Origin of the sequence: Paenibacillus sp. USDA918EY (assembly GCF_009870825.1) — a bacterium.
Classification (GTDB): Bacteria; Bacillota; Bacilli; order Paenibacillales; family Paenibacillaceae; genus Paenibacillus_AQ; species Paenibacillus_AQ albilobatus.
In genome coordinates this window covers 20,015-39,450 of record NZ_WTWY01000020.1, presented here as the reverse complement: position 1 = coordinate 39,450, position 19,436 = coordinate 20,015, and the positions used below count along the sequence as shown (strand labels likewise).

Here is a 19,436-nt window from a genome sequence, read left to right as displayed (position 1 = left end):
GGTAAAAACTCCTTTTTCAGTATATTAACCATGATCGCGGCGGTCTATTTACGAATTCCCCGTTGCCGCTTTCCGATATTTCTCAACCTCCGGCGTCAGCACATCGTGATTTTTATCGAGCACTTCAAGGAATCCTTTGATCTTTTTCAGGTAGCCGCTTTTGGACGGGTCTCCTTTACTTACGGCTGCCTGCAAGGCCGCTTTTCCTTCCTGATCGACCTTTTTGGTGTCATAGTCGAACATCGGCGTGTTGTTGAGGCCGTACATGGAAACGCCCAGATACAGGTTATACAGCGATTTGACTTGCGTCGCCCGGTTTGAAGCCGGATAGGATTTGAGGAACGCCTCATCCGACAAAGCGCGTTTCGTTACTTCCGTCCAGCCGACCGACAAAGCGGCATCGTTTGCGAACGGGGATTTCGTTTCGACCGTCATGATGTCGATATAGCTCTTGATGTCGTTGGTGACGTAGGCGCGTACCTTTTGGAACCGCGGGTAGTCGAGCACCAGATAAAACATGCCCTCCGACGTTTCCAGGCGATAGCCGCTGTCGCGGGCGCCTTTGAACAGGGTCTTCAAGCTTTTATCGCTTGTTTTGTTGATCAGGGAAGTGAGGTCGTCACCCTTCTTCATCAGCTTCATGAGCTTTTGCTGCACGTTGTCCCTGTAAAATTTGTCGTTCCAAGCGTCGAGATTCGCTTTTTCGGCGTTTTCGAGCTTCAGCACCATGATCGTTGCTTGCCACGGCGTCACTTGATAGATGTTTTTCTCCATGTAGGCGACGGCTTCGGCTTGTTTGGACGGGGATTTAAGCAAATTCATCATATGGTCGAACACGGCGTTGGCATGCGCCGTTTTGGCCGGAACGACGATTGGCGCACCTCCAGGGGCGGCTTTTGGCGCGGCATTCATCGCATGAACGGCTGCGGCGCCTCCCTGCAAGCTGATGGCGGCGATCAAAGCGGCGGCCGTCGCTGTGGTTTTGGTCCATTTCATCATGTAAAGCACCTCCAAGGTTTCGTTACTCCCATATTACCCGCGTTTTGTTTCATGATCGCGTCCGCTTGTTTCGGACTTGTAAACTTTTTTGGCGAAAATGAAACATAAGGATTTTGCAAAATTCGATTCCGGTCGCTCCCGGGTACAATATATAGACGAACTAAACCGTTTCGCTCTATAAATTGCCGATTGGAAGTCGCTCTTTGGATTTTTGCAAAATCCTCACATAAAAAAACATCTTGGACTGCCGCGTACGCGTAACCGTTCAGTCTAAGATGTTTTGCATGGCTCATAGCCTTTTTTCAGATATACGTTTTTTCTTTCAGGGCCTCCGCTTAAGAAAGCCAAGACCCCGCATTCGTGAAAATGATTTTATTATCTTTTCCGCAAAAAAATAAACCGCAGCCCCAGAAAACCGATAATGCACAGGACCAGGCTGACCCACGGCGGCACCGTAAATACGGGCAGCATGCCGCGCAGCGAAAAGCCGGCGACCATCACGACGACCATGATGACCAAATATACGCCGATCGCCTTCAAATTGATTCCCGGTTTTTGCGGGCCGGCATCCGCCGTTTTGCCGAGGGATTTCATAAAGATCTCCGTCAGGACGATCGCGCCCGCCGCGACCAGGATGATCGCCAGCACGCTGATGCGGTTCAGGCTTTCCCCGTCGTATCCCGCAAACTGCGCACCGAAACCGATGACCGCCTCCGCCAGGAACAAAATCGTCAAAGCGGTCCAAGCGATCATGATGTAGTAAGCGGCGCCTTCGAGTTTTCTTGCGGTCGGCAGCGTTTCAACCACCGATTGGGCAAAGGCCTCCGCATCGCCGCCAAAAAGCTCGGATGCCGAAATTCCCTTTTGCTGCGCCTCCAGCAACCTCATGGGCCAATTCAAGCAGCCGCTGCTCGCCGCGAAGCTGTTCGGCCCGGCTAACCCGCACGTAAACGACGATATCTTCGTAAAAATCCCTATTCGCCGGCGTCATTTGCTCCCGCAGCCGGTTGTTTTCCTTAATTAACTCTCTTGTTGTCATGTCCGTTCCTCCGTATACAACAAGTATAGGAACTGGAAGTGCCGGATTCAAGTCCGCCCGGGCGGACAAGCGCCTTATTCTTGATGAAAAAGCTGTTCGCGATGAACAAACACGTAAATGACGGCCGCGATGACGCAGATGATCAGCACCCACGACAGGGGATGCTCGCGAATATGGGAAATGCATTGCTGCCACATAACGACACGTCCCTTTCTGTGAATAATCGGGTCTGACCCTAGTTTCTGCGATGCGGAGCTAATCCATACCAAACGGGATGTTTTAGGGTTCAAAAGGAAAAAAGATTTGAATTTGACACAGCTGACCGGCGGTGCTAATATGATTGTTACATATTATATCTGATTAAACTTATCGGAATTATAAGTTAAATGAAACAAGCATAAGATGATTGATTTTCAAATCCTTAAAATATATCGATCGTTTAAAAGGGGAGTGGAGAAATGGAAAGACAAATTTCGATCCGTTACGGGCAGGAGGAGCTGACCGCAAGCCTGCATTATCCGGCGCATCCTGAGGGGAAAAAGGGTGAAGGGGAGCGGGTTCCGCTGATCGTCATTTGCCACGGGTTTGTCGGCAGCCGGGTCGGCGTGGACCGTTTGTTCGTCAAAACCGCCCGCGAGCTGGCCGGGGCCGGCTACATGGTGCTGCGCTTCGATTATGCCGGATGCGGCGAAAGCAGCGGTTCGTACGGGAAGGAAGGGCTGGAATCGATGATCGCGCAAACGCGGACGGTGCTCGATTATGCGCTGGAATGCGGAAACGTCGACCCGTCGCAGGTGACCTTGATCGGACACAGCCTTGGCGGCGCGGTGGCGATTTTAACGGCGGTTCGCGATCGCAGGGTAAAAAATTTGGTGCTCTGGTCGGCGGTCGGATACCCGCTCAGCGACATTTTGAAGATTACGGGACGGGAAGTGTATGAACATGCGGTGAAGGAGGGAAGCGCGGATTTCCTCGGCTTCGAGTTTACGCCGGTCTTTTTCGATTCGCTTGGCATGTTCCAGCCTTTTCAGGAGGCGGTCAAGTTTGGCGGCAACGTGCTGGTCGTGCACGGGACGTCGGATGACACGATTCCGGTCGATTACGCGTTTTTGTATCAAAAAGTATTTTGGACGCGGCCCGAGGGGCGCTGCGACAAGGAAATCATTTTTCAGGGCAATCATACCTTTTCATCGGGGCCGCATTGCAACCAGCTGATCCACCGGACCAAAGAGTGGCTGAAGGAGCAGCAAAAACAGCAGCAGGATTGGCAGCACTGGATCATCTGAAGTTTTTCGAAAGGGAGCTTAAATGCATCCTCTCTTGTCGCTCCTGTTGCTTCAGTCGCTCCCGTTGAGCGGTTCATCCCGTGGCTGGGCAAATGGAGACCAGATGCAGTCGCGCGAAACCCCTCGTTAACCGTTAAGTCCGATGGCCATTGCCGGCGGAGAATGGAACGGCTTCATGATGTCCGTTAGGTACCTTCTCAATTTCCGTCAAGAGGGGCCGGCGCACAGAAGTTGGAATTATCTTTTTCGACGCGGTAAAATATAAGTAGCAACTTATACTGGCGTGTGGAGGTTGACATCGATGACATTACCATCTCTATTTGTAGCGCACGGTTCACCCATGCTCGCCCTGGAGGATAACGGGTACACGCGGTTTTTGGAAAACCTGGGCCGGGAATTGCCCGTACCGGAGGCGATCGCCGTATTTTCCGCGCATTGGGATGAACCCGACCAGTTATTGAGCGTAGATGAAACCAACGGGACGATGCACGACTTTTACGGCTTTCCGGACGCGATGTACGAGTTGCGTTATCCGGCTCCGGGTTCGCCATCGCTTGTCGGGAGGATGAAGGCCTTGTTCGAGGCGGGCAATCTGCCGTACCAGACCGTTTCCGGCCGGGGGCTTGACCATGGGGTTTGGGTCATTTTGCAAAAAATGTATCCGGAAGCGAACATTCCTGTCGTCGAACTGTCCGTCGACTCCAAACGTTCCCCTTCCGAACAGTATGCCATCGGGGCCATGCTCAAGGAGCTTCGGCGGGAAAACGTGCTCATCATCGGCAGCGGCGGCCTTGTCCATAACCTGCGGATGCTTGCGCAAACCGACACGCCGGACCCATGGGCCGTGGAGTTCGACGAATGGGTTGCGGAGAAGCTTGAAAGCTGGAAGATTGGCGATCTTTTCGATTACGACAAAAAAGCTCCGCATGCCCGCCAGGCGGTGCCGTCTTACGGCGTGGAGCATTTTATCCCGCTGTTTTACGCGATGGGCGCGGCCGATGACGACCGCCAGGCCAAACGGCTGTTCCAGGATTACCAACTTGGGAACTTAAGCCTGAACTGCTGGATGTTTGGTTCCTAATCATTAGTCACAAATAAAATAAAGAGCCGGGCTGAAATTTCAGCCCGGCTTTTGTTGGCTCTCCCGAGGGGGGAAGTCCTTAGATTCACTTTTTAGGCGGCGCCTTTCGTTTTGGTCATTCCGCCTTGCGGGAATGGGGTATTGCCTTGTCCGTTGCGGCGGAAGAGGTTCCGCAGGTAAGGGATCACCCAGCGGTCCAGCCCGATGCGTCCGGCGTTGGCGGCAGCCACAAGGACGAACATTTCAAGCAGGAGCATTTGGGCGTTGGTGCTTACGGTGCCCGAGAAGAGGAACGCGAAGTTCATCACCATGCCCATCAGGACCGCGAAGGTGGTGAAGGTGCCCAGGATGAGTCCGAGTCCCACCAGCGTTTCGCCTACCGGTATGAGGAAGTTGAACAATTTCACGCCAGGCAGCGCGCCATGTTCCAGGAAGGCGGCCCACCAGCCTTGCACGGCGGGATGATCGCCGCTTGCTTTTGCAATCGCTCCTGTCAGGAAGCCTCCCGCATCGAATCCGCCCGTCAATTTTTCGATTCCGCCCTTGAACCAGGTGTACCCGAGGTAAATCCGGACGACCGTCAGTAACCACATTGCCACTTTGTTGTTTCTCAGCCAATTGTTGAACATTTTGAACCACTCCTTGGTTTGATGACATATTTTTTCGAGAAGCGTCTAGCCTGCTTGGTTCTTGGTGTTTCGCTTCTTGTTGTTGATTTGGAAGATGATCATCTCTTTCATGTCTTTATTATATGTGATAATTTTCACAATATATGTGATATAAATCACAATCTTATATAAAATTTAAAACTATTTTTGCAGGAAATTTAAATGTGTGCTGGAATCTAAATGTGTGCAGGAATCTAAATGGTGCAGGAATATAAATGTGTACTGGAATTTAAAATGTTGCAGGAATTTAAATGAGTGCAGGAATCAAACTGTGCACAGGCATCTCGTTATACGGAAAAATTTAATTATGCCCAGAAATCTAATTGTCACAATCTAATTGTGCGCAGGAACCTAAATGCCGGCGGAAATGCAAAAAATGAGCCGGACGGAAATCCGGCCCGGCTCCGTGTGAGAATTCATGCATGTTCGATTAGACTTGAACGGTTGCTGCTGTTAAATAATTCGTTGCGGAGTGGAAGCGGAAATCGTCTGTTTTTTCGAGAACAGGCTGCGCAGGTAAGGCATAATCCAATAATCCAGACCGATGCGTCCGGCATTGGCGGCAGCGACAACGAGGAACATTTCAAGCAGAATCATTTGAGGGTTGACGCTAATACTGCCCGATAAGAGGAAGGCAAAGTTCATGACCATGCCCATCAAGGCGGCAAAGGTTGCGAAGGTTCCCAGAAGAAGAGCCAAGCCGACAAGCGTTTCGCCGAGCGGGATCAGGATGTTGAACAGCTTGACGCCAGGCAGCGCCCCGTGTTTCAGAAAAGCCGCCCACCAGCTTTGCACGGCGGGATGCTCGCCCGATGCTTTGGCGATCGCGCCTTTGAGGAAACCTCCGGCATCGAAACCCCCGATCAACTTCTTGATCCCGCCCTCCATCCAGGTGTACCCCAAATAGACCCGAACGACCGTCAGCAGCCACATTGCGATTTGATTTTTTCTCAGCCAGTTGTTGAACAAGTTTTGCCACTCCTCCTTTTCATTAGTACAAAGTGTCTCCTTGTCATTCTTTTTCCGTTTCGTATTTTGACACTTAATGGTATAACATCCTTAAATTATAAATTAAAGTGATCCGCCGACAAGTAGCCTAATCTACGATTTATAATAAAATACTCATATTTTTCCCGCGGCTACCGTCAGCAAAGGCCGAAATTTGCCGTTTATCAAAGACAAACGCTGTTGTTTGTGATTAAATGGGGGAAAAAGGAAGCACGGTTAAAAAGAAAAGGGGGATTATTCGTAAATGAAGAAGCAGGGCAATGGGGAAACGCGCAGGTGGTACAAGCTAGGGACCGGACTGATCTGCCTGATGATGCTGGGGACGGCGCTGAGCGCATGCGGACAGCCGAAAGCGGAAGCGCCCCAGGCGCCGGTTGTGGAGGAACAAACGCCGCCGGAGGAGCCGGCGCAGGATGACCCGATCACTTCGGGCGAGCCGGAGACGGCCGCATACACGGCGCCTTTGACGGGACTTCCGGTGGCCAAGCCGGCAACGGCACGCCCGCTCGCGGTTATGATCAACAACGCGGCCGCTGCGCGCCCGCAGTCCGGGCTCACCCAGGCGGATATCGTGTACGAAGTGCTGGCCGAAGGCGGCATTACGCGGTTGATCGGCATTTTTCAAAGCAGGGGAACAAACGAAAAAATCGGCCCGATCCGCAGCATCCGTCCGTATTTGATCGATATCGGGGAAAGCTACGGCGGCGTGCTCGTGCATGCCGGCGGCAGCAACGACGCTTACGCGATTTTGCAGAAGCAGCATAAGGAAGATCTTGATGAAATCGGCAACGCAGGGGCATACTTTTGGAGGGATAAATCGCGCAAGGCTCCGCATAACCTGTATTCGGACGCAGACAAGCTCAGGGAGGGCGCCGACAAGCGCGGTTACAAAAAGGAAGTGGATATCCCCGCCTACCCGTTCCGGGCCGAGGAGGACCTTCCAGAGGGCGAGAACGCGTCCGGCGCCGAAATTACGTTTTTGCTCAAAAGCTACAAGGTCGAATACCGGTATGATGAAGCAACCAAGCTGTACAAGCGCTCCATCAACGGCAAACCGCATGTCGATCTGAACACCGGGGAGCAGCTGACTGCGACCAACGTCGTCATTCTTGGCGCGGGCCACAAAACGCTCGACGACGTGGGCCGTCTGGCCGTGGATACCGTCTCGGGCGGGGAAGCGATGCTGCTGCAGCGCGGAAAGCTGACCAAAGGCCGCTGGGCGCGGGCCAAGGGAGACGTCATCCGTTTCGTTAAAGACGGCAAGGAAGTGCCGCTTTACCCGGGTACAACTTACTTCAACATCGTGCCGAACGCGCCGACCTTCGAAAGCCACGTTCAGATTTTTCAACAAAATTAGGCAACGTCTCGGATCCAGTGCCCCATTTCGACGGCGTTATGTAAATACTGGCAGGGGCATATCCAGCGCTTGGATAATTTATCGGAAGATTGGGTAATTTTAAGGTAAGACAACCGCCAAACCCTTACGTATACGCGAAAATTGAAAGCCGTAATCTTTACAAAATACGCCGTGGATTGATAAGATAACTAGGGTTGTCTTTTTTTCTGTTTTCGCGCGTTCTTATATAAATTGGATGAAAGAAAAGGGCCATGTGAACCCCGGCAGGAAGCGGCATATGGAGGATTAAACTTTTGTTCAATTTATACAAGCAATCTTAAGTAAAGGGGTTATCGTATGAAATTGAAGAAAAAGGACATATTCTTCCAAACTTTGGAGAATATGGCCGATACGATTGTGCAGGCTGCCGATTATTTCGCCCAGCATGTGGCCAATCTCCAAGATGTGGTTCTTTTTGCCAACGAAATGAAAAAGTTTGAGTCGCAGTGTGACGAATTTACACACACCATTATTACGGAACTCAACAAAACGTTTATAACGCCGATCGAACGCGACGATATTATGGATCTGACAACCAGCATGGACGATGTCATGGACGGGCTGGAAGCCTGCGCTTCCCGCTTCGATATGTACCATCTGCCGGACCCTGACGAATATATCATTCAGTTTGCGGAAATTTTGCGGCAGTCTGCCTACGAGATCCAAAAGGCGGTTCACCTCCTGTCCCAGAAAAAGCTTCTTGCCATCCGCGAATATACCATTCGTCTGAACGATCTGGAAAACCAAGCGGACGAGCTGCTTCGCATTTCCATCAAAGCCCTGTTCGCCAAAGTATCCGATCCGATCGAACTGATCAAACGCAAGGAAATCTACGAACGTCTCGAAACGACCACGGATACCTGCGAAGATGTGGCCAATATGCTGGAATCGATCATTATGAGCAACTCGTAAGGGGTTTACAGACAAATGGAGACACCAATCATTGTAATAGGCATTGTCATCTTCCTGGCGCTGGCGTTCGACTTCATCAACGGTTTCCATGACACGGCGAACGCGATCGCGACTTCGGTCTCGACCCGGGCGCTCAAGCCGCGGACGGCGATCATTTTGGCGGCGATCATGAACTTCGTCGGTGCCATCATGTTTACGGGGGTCGCGAAAAAAATCGGCGGAAGCGTCGCGGATCCTGCCTCGCTCGATAACGGGATCGAGGTCGTCATCGCCACGCTGCTGGCCGCGATCATATGGAACCTCGCAACCTGGTGGCTGGGGATTCCGTCCTCTTCCTCGCACGCGCTTATCGGCGCCTTGGCGGGAGCGGTATTCGTCGGAGCCGGTTCGAATCATGTCAAATGGAGCGGATTCGTCGAAATCGTGGAAGGACTGCTGCTTTCCCCGTTGATCGCGTTTGTGGTCGGTTATATCATCATGACGATCCTGAAATGGATTTTTGCGAAAAAAAGCCCGCATACCGTGAACAAAGGCTTCCGGATGATGCAGATCGTCACGGCAGCCGCCCAATCGTTTACGCACGGCACGAACGACGCGCAGAAAGCGATGGGGATCATTACGTTCGCGCTCGTGTCCTCCGGACGCCTTGAACATCTTGAAGTTCCGCTTTGGGTCAAAATCGCTGCGGCCACCTCGATGGCGCTCGGCACCTCCATTGGCGGCTGGAAGATCATCAAGACGATGGGAACGAAAATTTTCAAAATCGAGCCGATCAACGGCTTTGCCGCGGACTTTACGTCGGCTTCCGTCATTTTCGGCGCCACGCTGCTGCACTTGCCAGTCAGTACGACGCATGCGGTAACCTCCGCCATTCTCGGGGTTGGCAGCGCCAAGCGTTTTTCCGAAGTGAAATGGTCGCTGGCCGGACGGATCGTCGTTACGTGGTTTATCACCATCCCGATTTCCGCGGTACTGGCAGGCATTATTTATAAGATTTTATTCTAGACATAAAAACATATGGATATGAAGTGGGGGCCAATCGATGAGGTTGGCTTTTTTGTATGCCCGGATCGGCCTTCGCCCGCGTTTTCAGGTTTCTCAGGCGTGTTTTTCAGTCGTTGGCGGGGTTCTCGCACTCCGTGCAGCAGCCGCACCGCTTCATGCGGATTTCGCGAACGGGCGGTCTTTGCTGTACAATGGAAGGAACGATGCAATGGACGATGCAAGGGACGGACGTTTGGCCCTCATCCCGTTTGGAAAGGAGTTTACCGATAACCGATGATACGCACGCTGGCTTTGACCCATTTGCATGAGGTGGTCACGGACATACCGCTTCAGGACATCCGCCCGGAGGATTACGCCTGGATGTGGGTGGATTTTAACGCGCCGACGGAGGAAGAATCCGCTCTTTTAACGACTTACTTTCATTTTCATCCGCTGGCGGTGGAGGACTGCCTTCATGTGCTGCAGCGCCCGAAGCTGGACAATTACGAGGATCTGCAATTTTTCGTGCTGCATGCGATCGATCCCGAGACGCTCCAAGTCGAAGAGGTGGATCTGTTTCTCGGGCAGGATCTGCTCGTATCGTTCCACAGCAAGGAGCTGGAAGAGGTGGATGAGGCGTGGAAGGAAATCATCCAGCATGCCCATGACCGGAAAATCTGGTCCCGCGGGCCGGTATCCTGCGCATACAATGTGATGGACAAGCTGGTCGACAAATATTTTCCGGGCGTGTTCACGATCGAAGACGAGCTGGCGGAGCTGGAAAACCGGGGCAGCAAGGAATCGGTGGACGATCTGATGAGGCAGGTATTCGAGCTGCGCGGACGGCTGCTCAAGCTGCGCCGCACCGTGGTGCCGATGCGCGATTTGCTGTACCGGGTCGTCAACTCCCAGCATGTCCAAAGCAGCACAGAGCATAAGGTGTATTTCGGCGACATTTACGACCATCTGCTGAAGCTGACCGACATGATCGAGGCGGACCGCGAAATGACGGCCGATCTGCGGGACAGCTACATCTCGCTGAATTCCAACCGGATGAACGCCATCATGAAGACGCTGACGGTCATCACGACCGTGTTCATGCCGCTGACGCTGATCGCCGGGATCTACGGGATGAACTTCACGAATATGCCGGAGCTGGGCTGGAAATACGGCTACCCTGCGGTGCTCGTGCTTATGTTCGCCTTGGCCGTCGGCATGGTGCTTTGGTTTCAGCGGCGGGGATGGTTTAAGTGAAAATATTCGGTTGAAGCCGCGCTATAGCGGCTTTTTTTGTGATCGATCATCCGGAACAGTTCTGGAGGGAGATGTGAAAACGTGGAAACAGGGGGCGGCTAGCGCCCCCTTTCTATAACGGTTAAACGTATCCCTTGCGGCCATGCGGGCAGCGCTCAGCCCGGAATCGCGGGAATTTTCGGGGCCGATCGACGGTCCGTCCGGGAAAACGGAAGGGAAGGCTGATATGTGTCTGGTCAGCGCCGCTTTTTGCGGGAGGATTTACCGGATTTGCCGGGACGGTTCGTAGTGTTCGGGCGTTTGCGGGACGAGGATTTTCTTCGGCCGGAATTTCTTCTGCGCCGCGGCCGGTATCCCGACGAATCATCGGCGGCGTTGGTTTTCCCTTTTCCGAAAAACAATTTGAACATCGGCGCCACCTGCTGCACGCCGGTCATCACCTTTTGCACCTTCCCGATCGAATTGACGATGCCGTCGATGCCGCCCATCCGGTCGATCAGCCCTTTCAGCTCCCCGAGGTTGGCGAGGGAAAATCCCGTTTTGGCCGCGGCGGCTGCCGGTGCGGCTGCTGCTGCGGTCACTTCGGCCGCTCCCGCCAACGCTTCGGTGCCTGCCAAGACTTCTGCTCCCTGAACGGGAACGAGACCCGTGCCGGGGCCGGCGAAATCGCTATAAGGGATACCCGGATAGGGTGAATAGGATGGATAAGGGGAGAAAGGACCGCCGTCCAGCGCGCGATGTTGGTTGCGGGGCTTATTGCGGTGATAGTAATGCTCAGGCATGGATATCACTTTCCTTTTTGGAATGGTTTACTATACTGTATGTCATGGGCAAACATACGGTATGGACGAATGCCCGGTAGACAGGGATAGGAGCGGAATCGGGCGAATACCCAGAGAACCGGCGGAACGGGCCGGGCCGGCTGTATTCATGATATGGGCCGGGGAGCGGGAAGGTTCTCTTTTGCTATCAAAGCTATACAATCCCGTTTTGGTAGGGTATAATTAAAGCGTTTTCATGAATGATGGTAAAAAAATCCGGGAACGGAAACGCGGCGCCGCACCGGCTTTTACGGCACATCTGCCTTGCAGCTCTGTAGTGCGTGAATCCGTTAATGCTTGAAAAGTCCATACCCGCTCGGGTACAATGAAAATACATAGTAATAGTAGAGGATGATGATTCAGTGCAACTGAAGAAACTTAATGATAAAAGTATTGATCAATTATTTGAGGCCATTTTAACGCTGAAGAGCGTTGAAGAATGTTACGTGTTCTTCGACGATCTGTGCACGGTCAATGAAATCCAATCCCTGTCCCAGCGTCTGGAGGTTGCGCGCATGCTTGGCAAAGGCTGCACGTACAACCAGATCGAAGCCGAAACGGGAGCGAGCACCGCAACCATTTCCCGCGTGAAACGGTGTTTGAATTATGGCAACGAAGGGTATAAAATGACTTTAGACCGTCTTGGACGATAAGATGCGCAAACGGGGCGTATTAATCATCAGCCACGGCTCAAGGGAACAGGCTTGGGTCGATCTGGTCGATGGCGCCATCCATCAGCTGCCGCTGCGGGGAGACCTCCCTGTGGCGGCTTCGTTCTTGGAAATCGTGGAAGGACGACTGATTCAAGATGGCATCGATCAGCTTGAAAGCCAGGGGGTCACCGACATCCTGGTGATTCCGCTGTTCGTTTCTTCCGGGAGCACACATGTGAACGAAATCGCATACGCGCTTGGCGTGCTGGACGCTCCCTCGTTCGACAGCGATCTGGAGCCGTTCCGGGTCAGCGCGACCATTCATTACGGCTCGCCGATCGAGCATGGTCCTTTCGTGGCCGAAATGTTGTGGGATAAAATACGGCCGGTATCCCGAAATCCGGAGCGGGAAGCTCTTGTCCTGATCGGACATGGAAGCAGCTATGAAAGTTTTCGCAAACGCTGGGAAAACGGCTTCGAGCGGCTTGCGGATCAGGTGCGGGACATCGGCGGCTTCGCCGCCAGCGATGTAGCGCTGCTGCGGCCGGACAATGTTCGCGCGAAAGTGGAATATTGGCAGAAGGAACGGGGAATGCAGACGATTGCGGCTCCGGTTTTTTTGAGTGAAGGCTATTTTATCCGCGAAGTGATTCCGAAACGTCTGGAAGGCTTGAGCTACCTGTATTCCGGGAAAGCGCTGCTGCCGCATCCGCTGCTGACGGCGTGGATCGACCAGCAGGTTCAAGACTGGTTAAAAAAGGAATAATGAGCTATATTTTTCTGTGGGGAGCGTTTTTCTGAAGCTTTATGTTTGGGCGATATCCCCATGGAGCAATCATACGGTGTGAATTCCTAAAATGGGTGGCGTTTAGTAATGAAAAGAGCAAGATTGATTTATAATCCCACCTCAGGCCGGGAGGAAATGAGACGGCGTCTGCCGGACGTGCTGCAGCGGCTTGATCTGGGCGGCATCGAAGCCTCCTGCCATGCGACGACGGGCGAAGGCGACGCGACGGCGGCGGCTGTGGACGCCGTGGAACGCGGATACGATATGATTATCGCCGCGGGCGGCGACGGCACGCTCAATGAGGTAATCAACGGAATGGCCGGCAAGGAGAACGTGCCTCCGCTCGGCATTTTTCCGGTGGGAACGACCAATGATTTTGCGCGCGGGCTGGGCATCCCGAGAAACTGGGAAGATTACTGCGATCTGGTGATCCGGCAGCAGACCCGTCCGATCGACGTCGGAAAAGCCAATGACCGATATTTTATCAACATTGCGGGCGGAGGGACGTTGACGGAGCTGACCTATGACGTGCCAAGCCGCCTGAAGACGATGATCGGGCAGCTCGCTTATTACATTAAAGGGGTCGAAAAAATGGTCAGCCTGTCACCGCAGGAGCTGATCATCGAAGCCGAAGGGCAGGAGACGATCCACGACGAATTCATGATTTTTCTGATCACCAACACGAACTCGGTCGGCGGCTTCGAAAAGCTCGCTCCCGGCGCGCGGATCGACGACGGCCTGCTCGACGTGATCGCCCTCAAAAAATGCAACCTGGCGGAGTTCGTCCGGGTCGTTACGCTGGCGCTGCGCGGCGAGCATTTCAACGACAAGAAGGTCGTGTATTTCCGCACCCGTTCGATGGAAGTCACTTCCCCGGGCAAGGTGCTGCTCAACCTCGACGGCGAGCTGGGCGGAACGCTTCCGGGCCGGTTTTCGGTGCTGCATCAGCATTTGCGGATTTTTGCGTAGAGGCGGGGAGAGCCTGGGTTGATCTTGGCTCGGTGATTCAGGAAGGTAAGGCTAAGGCAGACGGATCGAAGAAGGTAAGGGCCTATGGGTGAGCTTCAAGCAAGCTTACTCTTAGCAAGATTAGACGGTTTGCAAGACGGCCCAAGCGGCCGTAAACCGATACATACCGGCAGTTCACGCAGGTTAAGATGTCCAGTCGCTGCTCATCGCACCGGGAAGGGGAGCGGGACATCTTGATCTTTTTTTGCGTTGGGGAGATGTTTGGTATAATAGGGTGGATGTGAAGCAGGGAGTTGAACCGTAGTGTTTGCTCTCTGTTCTACAAGGGCTTCGATGCTCGGTTCGTGACGGAGAAGGTTAGGCAGGGAGTTGAATCGTAGTGTTTGTCTGCAATCGAGCCTGGTTAGTTAGCGGTGGATTAGGACACCGGAGGGCTAACTGAGCTTCATCATACTGTCCTGCGTGCTTCAACCATCTCTGCTCCGACCCTTTTAAATAAAGATGTATCGTTAATAAGTGAATAAACGCGAAAAAATGGACCCTGCAAGGGGCTCGATTTTACGATGAATATATACAGAAAGAAGTGACGTAAGCAGCATGAACAAGCGACAAAGCCGCCGGAACGCCGGCCGCCGCAGCACGCCTGCGCCCATCACCGGTTTGCCGGTGGAGAAAAACGACGAAGTCGTCATCGACATCATCGGGATGAACCATGACGGCGAAGGCGTGGGGCGGGCAGAAGGATATACGTTATTCGTTGCGGGCGCCTTGCCCGGCGAAAAAGTGCGGGTGAAGGTGCTGAAGACCAAAAAGCAGTACGGCTACGCCAAGCTGCTCGAGCTGGTCGAAGCCAGCCCGGACCGCATCGCCGCGCCTTGCCCGATCTTCGACAAATGCGGCGGCTGCCAGCTGCAGCATATGGACTATGCCGCGCAGCTGGCCTGGAAACGTCAGCTTGTCGTGGACAACCTGACGCGGATCGGGAAGCTGCAGGTGGCAGGGGAGCCGGAGCTGCGGGGTGGGGACTCGGGGGAGCCTACTGAGGTATCTGCACCTTCGGAAACAGGGAGCTCCCAAGGCATCCAGGTTCATGCCACGCTGGGCATGAGCGATCCCTGGCGCTACCGCAACAAAGCCCAGGTGCCGATCGGCGTCACCGAAGGCGGCCTGGTGGGCGGCTTCTACGCCCGCGGCAGCCATCGCATCATCGACATGGAAGCCTGCCTCATCCAGCACGAAAGCAACGACGAGGTCGTGGCCCGCGTGAAAGCGATCGGGCGCAAGCTCGGCATCTCCGCCTACGACGAGGAGAGCGGTCAAGGTCTGCTTCGTCACGTCGTTGTAAAGGTCGCCTTCCGTACCGGCGAGATGATGATCGTTCTGGTCACGAACGGGGACAAGATCCCGCATGTGGACGAGTGGATCAGCGCGATTCGCGAGCAGCTGCCGTCTGTCGTCAGCATCTGCCAGAACGTGAATACGAAGCAAACGAATGTCATTTTCGGAGACGTCACTCGCGTCCTGTGGGGCAGTGAGGTCATCTATGATTACATCGGCGACGTGAAATTCGCTATTTCGGCGCGTTCGTTTTATCAGGTAAACCCGGCCCAGACCGAGGTGCTGTACGGCAAGACGGTGGAGTATGCGCAGCTGACCGGGAAAGAGACCGTCATTGATGCGTATTGCGGCATCGGGACGATTTCGCTGTTTCTGGCCCAGCATGCGGGCAAGGTGTACGGCGTCGAAATCGTGCCGGAAGCGATAGAGGATGCGCGCCGCAATGCGGAATTGAACGGCATGGATAACGTCACGTTTGAAGTTGGCGCGTCTGAAGATGTGATTCCTGCCTGGAAGGAGCAGGGCATCGAAGCGGACGTCATCGTCGTCGACCCGCCGCGCAAGGGCTGCGATCCGAAGCTGCTGGAGACGATTCTGGAGATGAAGCCGGAGCGGGTGGTTTACGTGAGCTGCAATCCTTCTACGCTGGCGCGGGACTTGAGAGTTTTGGAGGATGGCGGGTACAAGACGGTGGAGGTTACGCCGGTGGATATGTTTCCGCATACGGTGCATGTTGAAGCTGTTTGTTCCTTGATTTATAAGGGTTTCGAGTAGGTGGTTAGGTGATTTGGGGACGAAACGCGGTGAAGGGGCTTTCGCTTCGGAAGCATACGCTTGCTTCTCCCGTATTCTTTCACTCGCTTACCTTTGAATCACTGACAGATCAGGCTGCCGATTTCTTCGGTGGCCTTCTGTGCATGTTAGCTTGATTACAGCTTCTGGGTCGGGTATTAAAAAGGTAGGTAACTACGCGAGGTGACAAGCTTCTTTCGCGCTTTTCGCCGATAGACCCGTTAAGCTGAACCGTATCATGTAAAGCTACGGGCGCATCTTGCAGGAGTAAGAGATCGAAGCGGAAATTAAATTAAGCCTCAGAATCGGCAATCCAAGCCGGCTTGCTGGACGTGGAGATGACGTCGGACGTGCACTGGCCTTGACGGTTCGAAATGGCGTTTGTGTCCCGATCCAGCCGACTGAAACGTCATCTTTATACTAACATTCCTGCAACAGGATACAGCACGAAAATGAACTGGCGGTAAGTTTCCACTGGAGCGTGTCTTCAAAACTAAGATAGCCATAACGTAGAGGGGATTAAGGAATCAAGTTTTATCCAATTTGAGGACAAGAACTTGATTCCATTGACATAAAGGACGGTGCTTGTTCAATCATCTACAGACCTTGCCGTAGCTGTAAGGGGGAGGCGGTTACACACCTCAAACGAATTACTATTCCGTAATGTTTCCGCACCAGCGAGTGATTCCTTCATTTATGGTTTGCATTGGATTCGGATCGGATAGAGGAATCGCCCAGGCAATATGTCCATCCGGCCGAATAAGCGCCGTATGGACGTCGTTCCAATCCGCGTCAGCTTCAGCCAAAGAGGCATGTACAACTTGAAGGTTGCTATACGTTTCCCATTGACCGCTATTCTGTTCATTAGAATGGAAATGCAACAGAAGAAAAGTACCTTTGTGCAGGAGCGGATAGGCGTTAATCAATTGTCCGTCTTTCAGCTTTAAGCTGAGATCCTTGAACCGTCTCCCGTTTAAAGGATGGGAAGGCGCTTCGGCGTCGGGTGCATAATGTACATCCATGGCGGAAATCTGTGCAGCGATTTGATAATTAGCCTCCGGTATTTGAATCAGATCAGCCAGCATGCTTCGCAGTTCCATGATGGGAGGAGTCACGTCCAGAAGCAGGGTTTGGACCTCGGTATTCCGGAGCAAGGCCGTATTCCATGGAAAACGTTCGGCATGATAACTGTCCAATAGCCATTCCGGAGCCCAGCCTTTGATTGCTCCTGCTAGCTTCCAGCCTAAGTTCATCGCTTCTTGTAAGCCGACGTTCATTCCCTGTCCACCGGCGGGAAAATGAATGTGCGCCGAATCTCCCGCCAAGAACAATCGACCATTCCGATAGCGTCCCGCTTGCCGCGTAGCATTTCCGAAACGGGACATCCATTTCACATCGTTCAATCCCAAGTCGCTTCCGGTCGTACGGATGAGCGATGAACGAAACTCTTCCAATGTAACGGTCTCATCCTTAGAGATGTTACGTCTCTCCATATCGATCATCAAGACTCGATAGATATGATCATTGATTGGCATGATGCTGACCAATCCTTTTTCTGTAATCCGGGATATGACACTCATAGGAGCCAAATCAGATAGAACGGCATCCCCCAGAATAGCCGTGAAGGTCGCGTCTGTACCTTCAAATGATATATTTGCATGTTTGCGAACCAAACTTCTGGCTCCGTCCGTACCTACCACATAAGCAGATCTTAACGTTGTTTCTCCATGAGGTCCTGCGATCTTAACGTCGACCCCATCCTCATCCTGATGCACAGATAGAGCCTCAACCTCTCTCCAGACCTCTGCGCCAAGGCCAAGAGCCCATTCCTCCAGCACCTTCTCCGTCTCACTCTGCGGTAAAAAGAGAGTGTGATTGGAAGAAGAATCCAAAACCGAGAAATCCAAAGGAGTTTCTAATCCGGCAAAATGCCCTCTTGAAAGTAAGCGGCCTTTACTGATTAATTTTGATTTCACTCCACGCATATCTAATATTTCAAGGGTTCGCGGATGTACGGTAAGCGCACGTGAATATGGAGTTGTCTCTTTTAATCGCTCAATGACGCAGACCTTTACACCGGCTAATGCCAATTCTCCAGCCAGCATCATGCCGACAGGTCCGCCACCGATAAGGATGACTTCATATTTCATATCAATAACCTCTTTTCTTAAACATTATGGGAAGATCACGATAGCGTCTATTTCGATAAGCCATTCAGGATCGGCTAGTGCTTGAACGCCTATATAGGTACTTGCTGTCTTCGGCCAGTTAGGGCCAAATACTTGAAATCCTGCGTCAAAAATAATCGAAATCAATTCCGGGTTGTGGTTTACCACAAAAATATTCATTTTTGCAATGTACAATGGATCCGCTCGCGCGGCTTCCAATGCATGCTTAAGATTGGTGAACACTTGAATCGCTTGCGCGTAATAGTCCCCTGAACCGACCAATGCTCCTGTTTCATCTACAGAAACCTGGCCTGAGATGAAGGCCAGTTTGGAGGCAGTAGTTACCACGGCATGAGAAATTACAGATGTAACCTTATCCGTCAATGTCTTCGGATTCACGATTTCCATAGGCAGGTATGCACCTCCTTCATTAATTATTGTTTCGTTAGAATCCTTTTTATTGCCTGTTAAAAAGGGAGTGATAAGAATTATATATAATTTTTGTTTCATATGAAACAATATCATTGTACTTGCTAACTCTTTATCCTGTCAACCCCAAGCTTAATATGAGTATGACCGTTTGTTTCTCAGAAAACAATCTATGATATAATAAAACAAATAAGTCGAGGAGCCAGCATAATCATGGATACTGCCAGTAAAAACAAAACCGCCATTCATGAATTTTTCATTCAGTTTCTTGAGCAAAAAGAGCAATATGAAACCCGAATAACTGCCACATACCTGGAGGATATCCGGAAGCATATTGAATCGGATTTCAGCTTGAATATGACGGAACTGCACACCATTGCGTGCATCGGAGAGCAGGAGCCGATCAATGTCACTTCCATCGCGGAAAGGATAAATTTAAGCAAAGGAAATACCTCCAAGATCGCACATAAATTACTAAAGGCAGGTTGGGTGCGAAAAGCCCAACTCAACGATAACAAAAAGGAAGTGTACTTTCGGCTAACGCCTGTCGGCAAAAAGCTATTTGCTGCTCATGATGAGCTCCATACGAAGGAAAAGCAAAGAATGTACGAATTTTTGGAAAGATACAACGAAAGCGAGCTTGAATTTATCAAACGGCTGTTTGGAGATATGGTTGACTTCTATCGCTAACGATACCTCAACAAACTGTACATATGTTAGGCAGCAATAACAATTGGGGATGCAGTTCAAATGAGAGGCTGCTTTTCAGAAAATTTGCGCTGCATCGGTATCGAAAACTTTGCGAAGCGAGTGAGATGGTTATTTTTCGGTGAGCGGAATTAAACAGGGGGC

Annotated in this window: 20 protein-coding genes; 11 read left to right on the top strand and 9 right to left on the bottom strand. The window is 52.2% G+C overall.

Annotation, left to right across the window (positions count from 1 at the left end; genetic code table 11):
* Positions 1-48: 48 nt before the first annotated feature.
* The 4 genes from GQY55_RS26955 to GQY55_RS31865 all read right to left on the bottom strand — a co-directional run bounded on the left by GQY55_RS26955 (position 49) and on the right by GQY55_RS31865 (position 2,235).
* Positions 49-999 (bottom strand): hypothetical protein, encoded by a 951-nt coding sequence (locus GQY55_RS26955; protein WP_160045017.1) that lies wholly within the window; start codon positions 997-999, stop codon positions 49-51.
* A gap of 375 nt (positions 1,000-1,374) precedes the next feature.
* Positions 1,375-1,887, bottom strand: a complete 513-nt coding sequence (locus GQY55_RS26950; RefSeq protein ID WP_236575898.1) for a DUF1129 family protein — start codon at positions 1,885-1,887, stop codon at positions 1,375-1,377.
* A complete protein-coding gene (locus tag GQY55_RS26945) occupies positions 1,799-2,038 on the bottom strand; it encodes a hypothetical protein (RefSeq protein WP_160045015.1) in 240 nt (79 codons plus the stop codon). Before GQY55_RS26945 ends, GQY55_RS26950 begins: the two co-directional genes overlap by 89 nt.
* Before the next feature lie 74 nt (positions 2,039-2,112).
* Entirely contained in the window at positions 2,113-2,235 is a 123-nt protein-coding gene (locus GQY55_RS31865; protein ID WP_268895069.1) for a hypothetical protein, read from the bottom strand.
* Between the two features lie 261 nt (positions 2,236-2,496).
* Here GQY55_RS31865 and GQY55_RS26940 point away from each other — a divergent pair, with 261 nt between their 5' ends.
* On the top strand, positions 2,497-3,324 hold the full coding sequence (locus tag GQY55_RS26940) for an alpha/beta hydrolase (protein WP_160045014.1): 828 nt from the start codon (positions 2,497-2,499) through the stop codon (positions 3,322-3,324).
* A 301-nt stretch (positions 3,325-3,625) separates the two neighbouring features.
* Positions 3,626-4,405 carry a DODA-type extradiol aromatic ring-opening family dioxygenase gene (locus GQY55_RS26935; protein ID WP_160045013.1) on the top strand — a complete coding sequence of 260 codons (780 nt, stop codon included), beginning with the start codon at positions 3,626-3,628 and terminating at the stop codon, positions 4,403-4,405.
* 92 nt (positions 4,406-4,497) lie between these two features.
* Here the strand turns inward: GQY55_RS26935 and GQY55_RS26930 are convergent, their stop codons facing one another.
* Both GQY55_RS26930 and GQY55_RS26925 read right to left on the bottom strand, forming a co-directional pair.
* On the bottom strand, positions 4,498-5,034 hold the full coding sequence (locus GQY55_RS26930; RefSeq protein WP_160045012.1) for a DoxX family protein: 537 nt from the start codon (positions 5,032-5,034) through the stop codon (positions 4,498-4,500).
* A 492-nt stretch (positions 5,035-5,526) separates the two neighbouring features.
* Entirely contained in the window at positions 5,527-6,042 is a 516-nt protein-coding gene (locus GQY55_RS26925) for a DoxX family protein (RefSeq protein WP_160045011.1), read from the bottom strand.
* Between the two features lie 283 nt (positions 6,043-6,325).
* Between GQY55_RS26925 and GQY55_RS26920 the strand changes: the two genes are divergently transcribed.
* The 4 genes from GQY55_RS26920 to corA all read left to right on the top strand — a co-directional run bounded on the left by GQY55_RS26920 (position 6,326) and on the right by corA (position 10,627).
* Positions 6,326-7,438: a DUF3048 domain-containing protein gene (locus tag GQY55_RS26920; RefSeq protein WP_160045010.1), complete on the top strand. Its 1,113-nt coding sequence runs from the start codon at positions 6,326-6,328 to the stop codon at positions 7,436-7,438.
* A gap of 336 nt (positions 7,439-7,774) precedes the next feature.
* Entirely contained in the window at positions 7,775-8,389 is a 615-nt protein-coding gene (locus tag GQY55_RS26915; protein WP_036714980.1) for a DUF47 domain-containing protein, read from the top strand.
* Positions 8,390-8,404: 15 nt separating this feature from the next.
* The gene (locus tag GQY55_RS26910) at positions 8,405-9,394 is read left to right on the top strand and encodes an inorganic phosphate transporter (RefSeq protein WP_160045009.1); all 990 of its coding nucleotides are present in this window, start codon (positions 8,405-8,407) and stop codon (positions 9,392-9,394) included.
* Between the two features lie 273 nt (positions 9,395-9,667).
* On the top strand, positions 9,668-10,627 hold the full coding sequence (corA, locus tag GQY55_RS26905) for a magnesium/cobalt transporter CorA (protein WP_160045008.1): 960 nt from the start codon (positions 9,668-9,670) through the stop codon (positions 10,625-10,627).
* 236 nt (positions 10,628-10,863) lie between these two features.
* Here the strand turns inward: corA and GQY55_RS26900 are convergent, their stop codons facing one another.
* A complete protein-coding gene (locus GQY55_RS26900; RefSeq protein WP_160045007.1) occupies positions 10,864-11,409 on the bottom strand; it encodes a tyrosine protein kinase in 546 nt (181 codons plus the stop codon).
* Positions 11,410-11,810: 401 nt separating this feature from the next.
* Between GQY55_RS26900 and GQY55_RS26895 the strand changes: the two genes are divergently transcribed.
* From GQY55_RS26895 to rlmD, 4 genes are all read left to right on the top strand, one after another.
* Entirely contained in the window at positions 11,811-12,101 is a 291-nt protein-coding gene (locus GQY55_RS26895; RefSeq protein WP_160045006.1) for a YerC/YecD family TrpR-related protein, read from the top strand.
* A gap of 1 nt (position 12,102) precedes the next feature.
* Entirely contained in the window at positions 12,103-12,867 is a 765-nt protein-coding gene (locus GQY55_RS26890; RefSeq protein WP_160045005.1) for a sirohydrochlorin chelatase, read from the top strand.
* 108 nt (positions 12,868-12,975) lie between these two features.
* On the top strand, positions 12,976-13,857 hold the full coding sequence (locus tag GQY55_RS26885; protein ID WP_160045004.1) for a diacylglycerol kinase: 882 nt from the start codon (positions 12,976-12,978) through the stop codon (positions 13,855-13,857).
* Between the two features lie 597 nt (positions 13,858-14,454).
* The gene (rlmD, locus tag GQY55_RS26880) at positions 14,455-15,969 is read left to right on the top strand and encodes a 23S rRNA (uracil(1939)-C(5))-methyltransferase RlmD (protein ID WP_160045003.1); all 1,515 of its coding nucleotides are present in this window, start codon (positions 14,455-14,457) and stop codon (positions 15,967-15,969) included.
* Between the two features lie 671 nt (positions 15,970-16,640).
* Here the strand turns inward: rlmD and GQY55_RS26875 are convergent.
* Both GQY55_RS26875 and GQY55_RS26870 read right to left on the bottom strand, forming a co-directional pair.
* Positions 16,641-18,137, bottom strand: a complete 1,497-nt coding sequence (locus tag GQY55_RS26875; protein ID WP_160045002.1) for a monooxygenase — start codon at positions 18,135-18,137, stop codon at positions 16,641-16,643.
* A gap of 24 nt (positions 18,138-18,161) precedes the next feature.
* Complete coding sequence (locus tag GQY55_RS26870) at positions 18,162-18,665, bottom strand: RidA family protein (RefSeq protein WP_236575897.1); 504 nt, start codon at positions 18,663-18,665, stop codon at positions 18,162-18,164.
* A gap of 276 nt (positions 18,666-18,941) precedes the next feature.
* Between GQY55_RS26870 and GQY55_RS26865 the strand changes: the two genes are divergently transcribed.
* Entirely contained in the window at positions 18,942-19,274 is a 333-nt protein-coding gene (locus GQY55_RS26865; protein WP_236575904.1) for a MarR family transcriptional regulator, read from the top strand.
* Positions 19,275-19,436 lie beyond the last annotated feature (162 nt).

What these genes read in the sequence shown, in the direction of transcription:
- GQY55_RS26900 (WP_160045007.1), bottom strand. Translation starts at nt 11,409, where the DNA reads ATGCCTGAGCATTACTATCACCGCAATAAGCCCCGCAACCAACATCGC.
- GQY55_RS26950 (WP_236575898.1), bottom strand. Translation starts at nt 1,887, where the DNA reads ATGAGGTTGCTGGAGGCGCAGCAAAAGGGAATTTCGGCATCCGAGCTT.
- GQY55_RS26865 (WP_236575904.1), top strand. Translation starts at nt 18,942, where the DNA reads ATGACGGAACTGCACACCATTGCGTGCATCGGAGAGCAGGAGCCGATC.
- GQY55_RS26875 (WP_160045002.1), bottom strand. Translation starts at nt 18,137, where the DNA reads ATGAAATATGAAGTCATCCTTATCGGTGGCGGACCTGTCGGCATGATG.
- GQY55_RS26945 (WP_160045015.1), bottom strand. Translation starts at nt 2,038, where the DNA reads ATGACAACAAGAGAGTTAATTAAGGAAAACAACCGGCTGCGGGAGCAA.
- GQY55_RS26915 (WP_036714980.1), top strand. Translation starts at nt 7,775, where the DNA reads ATGAAATTGAAGAAAAAGGACATATTCTTCCAAACTTTGGAGAATATG.
- GQY55_RS26940 (WP_160045014.1), top strand. Translation starts at nt 2,497, where the DNA reads ATGGAAAGACAAATTTCGATCCGTTACGGGCAGGAGGAGCTGACCGCA.
- GQY55_RS26930 (WP_160045012.1), bottom strand. Translation starts at nt 5,034, where the DNA reads ATGTTCAACAATTGGCTGAGAAACAACAAAGTGGCAATGTGGTTACTG.
- GQY55_RS26870 (WP_236575897.1), bottom strand. Translation starts at nt 18,665, where the DNA reads ATGAAACAAAAATTATATATAATTCTTATCACTCCCTTTTTAACAGGC.
- GQY55_RS26955 (WP_160045017.1), bottom strand. Translation starts at nt 999, where the DNA reads ATGATGAAATGGACCAAAACCACAGCGACGGCCGCCGCTTTGATCGCC.
- GQY55_RS31865 (WP_268895069.1), bottom strand. Translation starts at nt 2,235, where the DNA reads ATGTGGCAGCAATGCATTTCCCATATTCGCGAGCATCCCCTGTCGTGG.
- rlmD (WP_160045003.1), top strand. Translation starts at nt 14,455, where the DNA reads ATGAACAAGCGACAAAGCCGCCGGAACGCCGGCCGCCGCAGCACGCCT.
- GQY55_RS26885 (WP_160045004.1), top strand. Translation starts at nt 12,976, where the DNA reads ATGAAAAGAGCAAGATTGATTTATAATCCCACCTCAGGCCGGGAGGAA.
- GQY55_RS26920 (WP_160045010.1), top strand. Translation starts at nt 6,326, where the DNA reads ATGAAGAAGCAGGGCAATGGGGAAACGCGCAGGTGGTACAAGCTAGGG.
- GQY55_RS26890 (WP_160045005.1), top strand. Translation starts at nt 12,103, where the DNA reads ATGCGCAAACGGGGCGTATTAATCATCAGCCACGGCTCAAGGGAACAG.
- GQY55_RS26910 (WP_160045009.1), top strand. Translation starts at nt 8,405, where the DNA reads ATGGAGACACCAATCATTGTAATAGGCATTGTCATCTTCCTGGCGCTG.
- corA (WP_160045008.1), top strand. Translation starts at nt 9,668, where the DNA reads ATGATACGCACGCTGGCTTTGACCCATTTGCATGAGGTGGTCACGGAC.
- GQY55_RS26935 (WP_160045013.1), top strand. Translation starts at nt 3,626, where the DNA reads ATGACATTACCATCTCTATTTGTAGCGCACGGTTCACCCATGCTCGCC.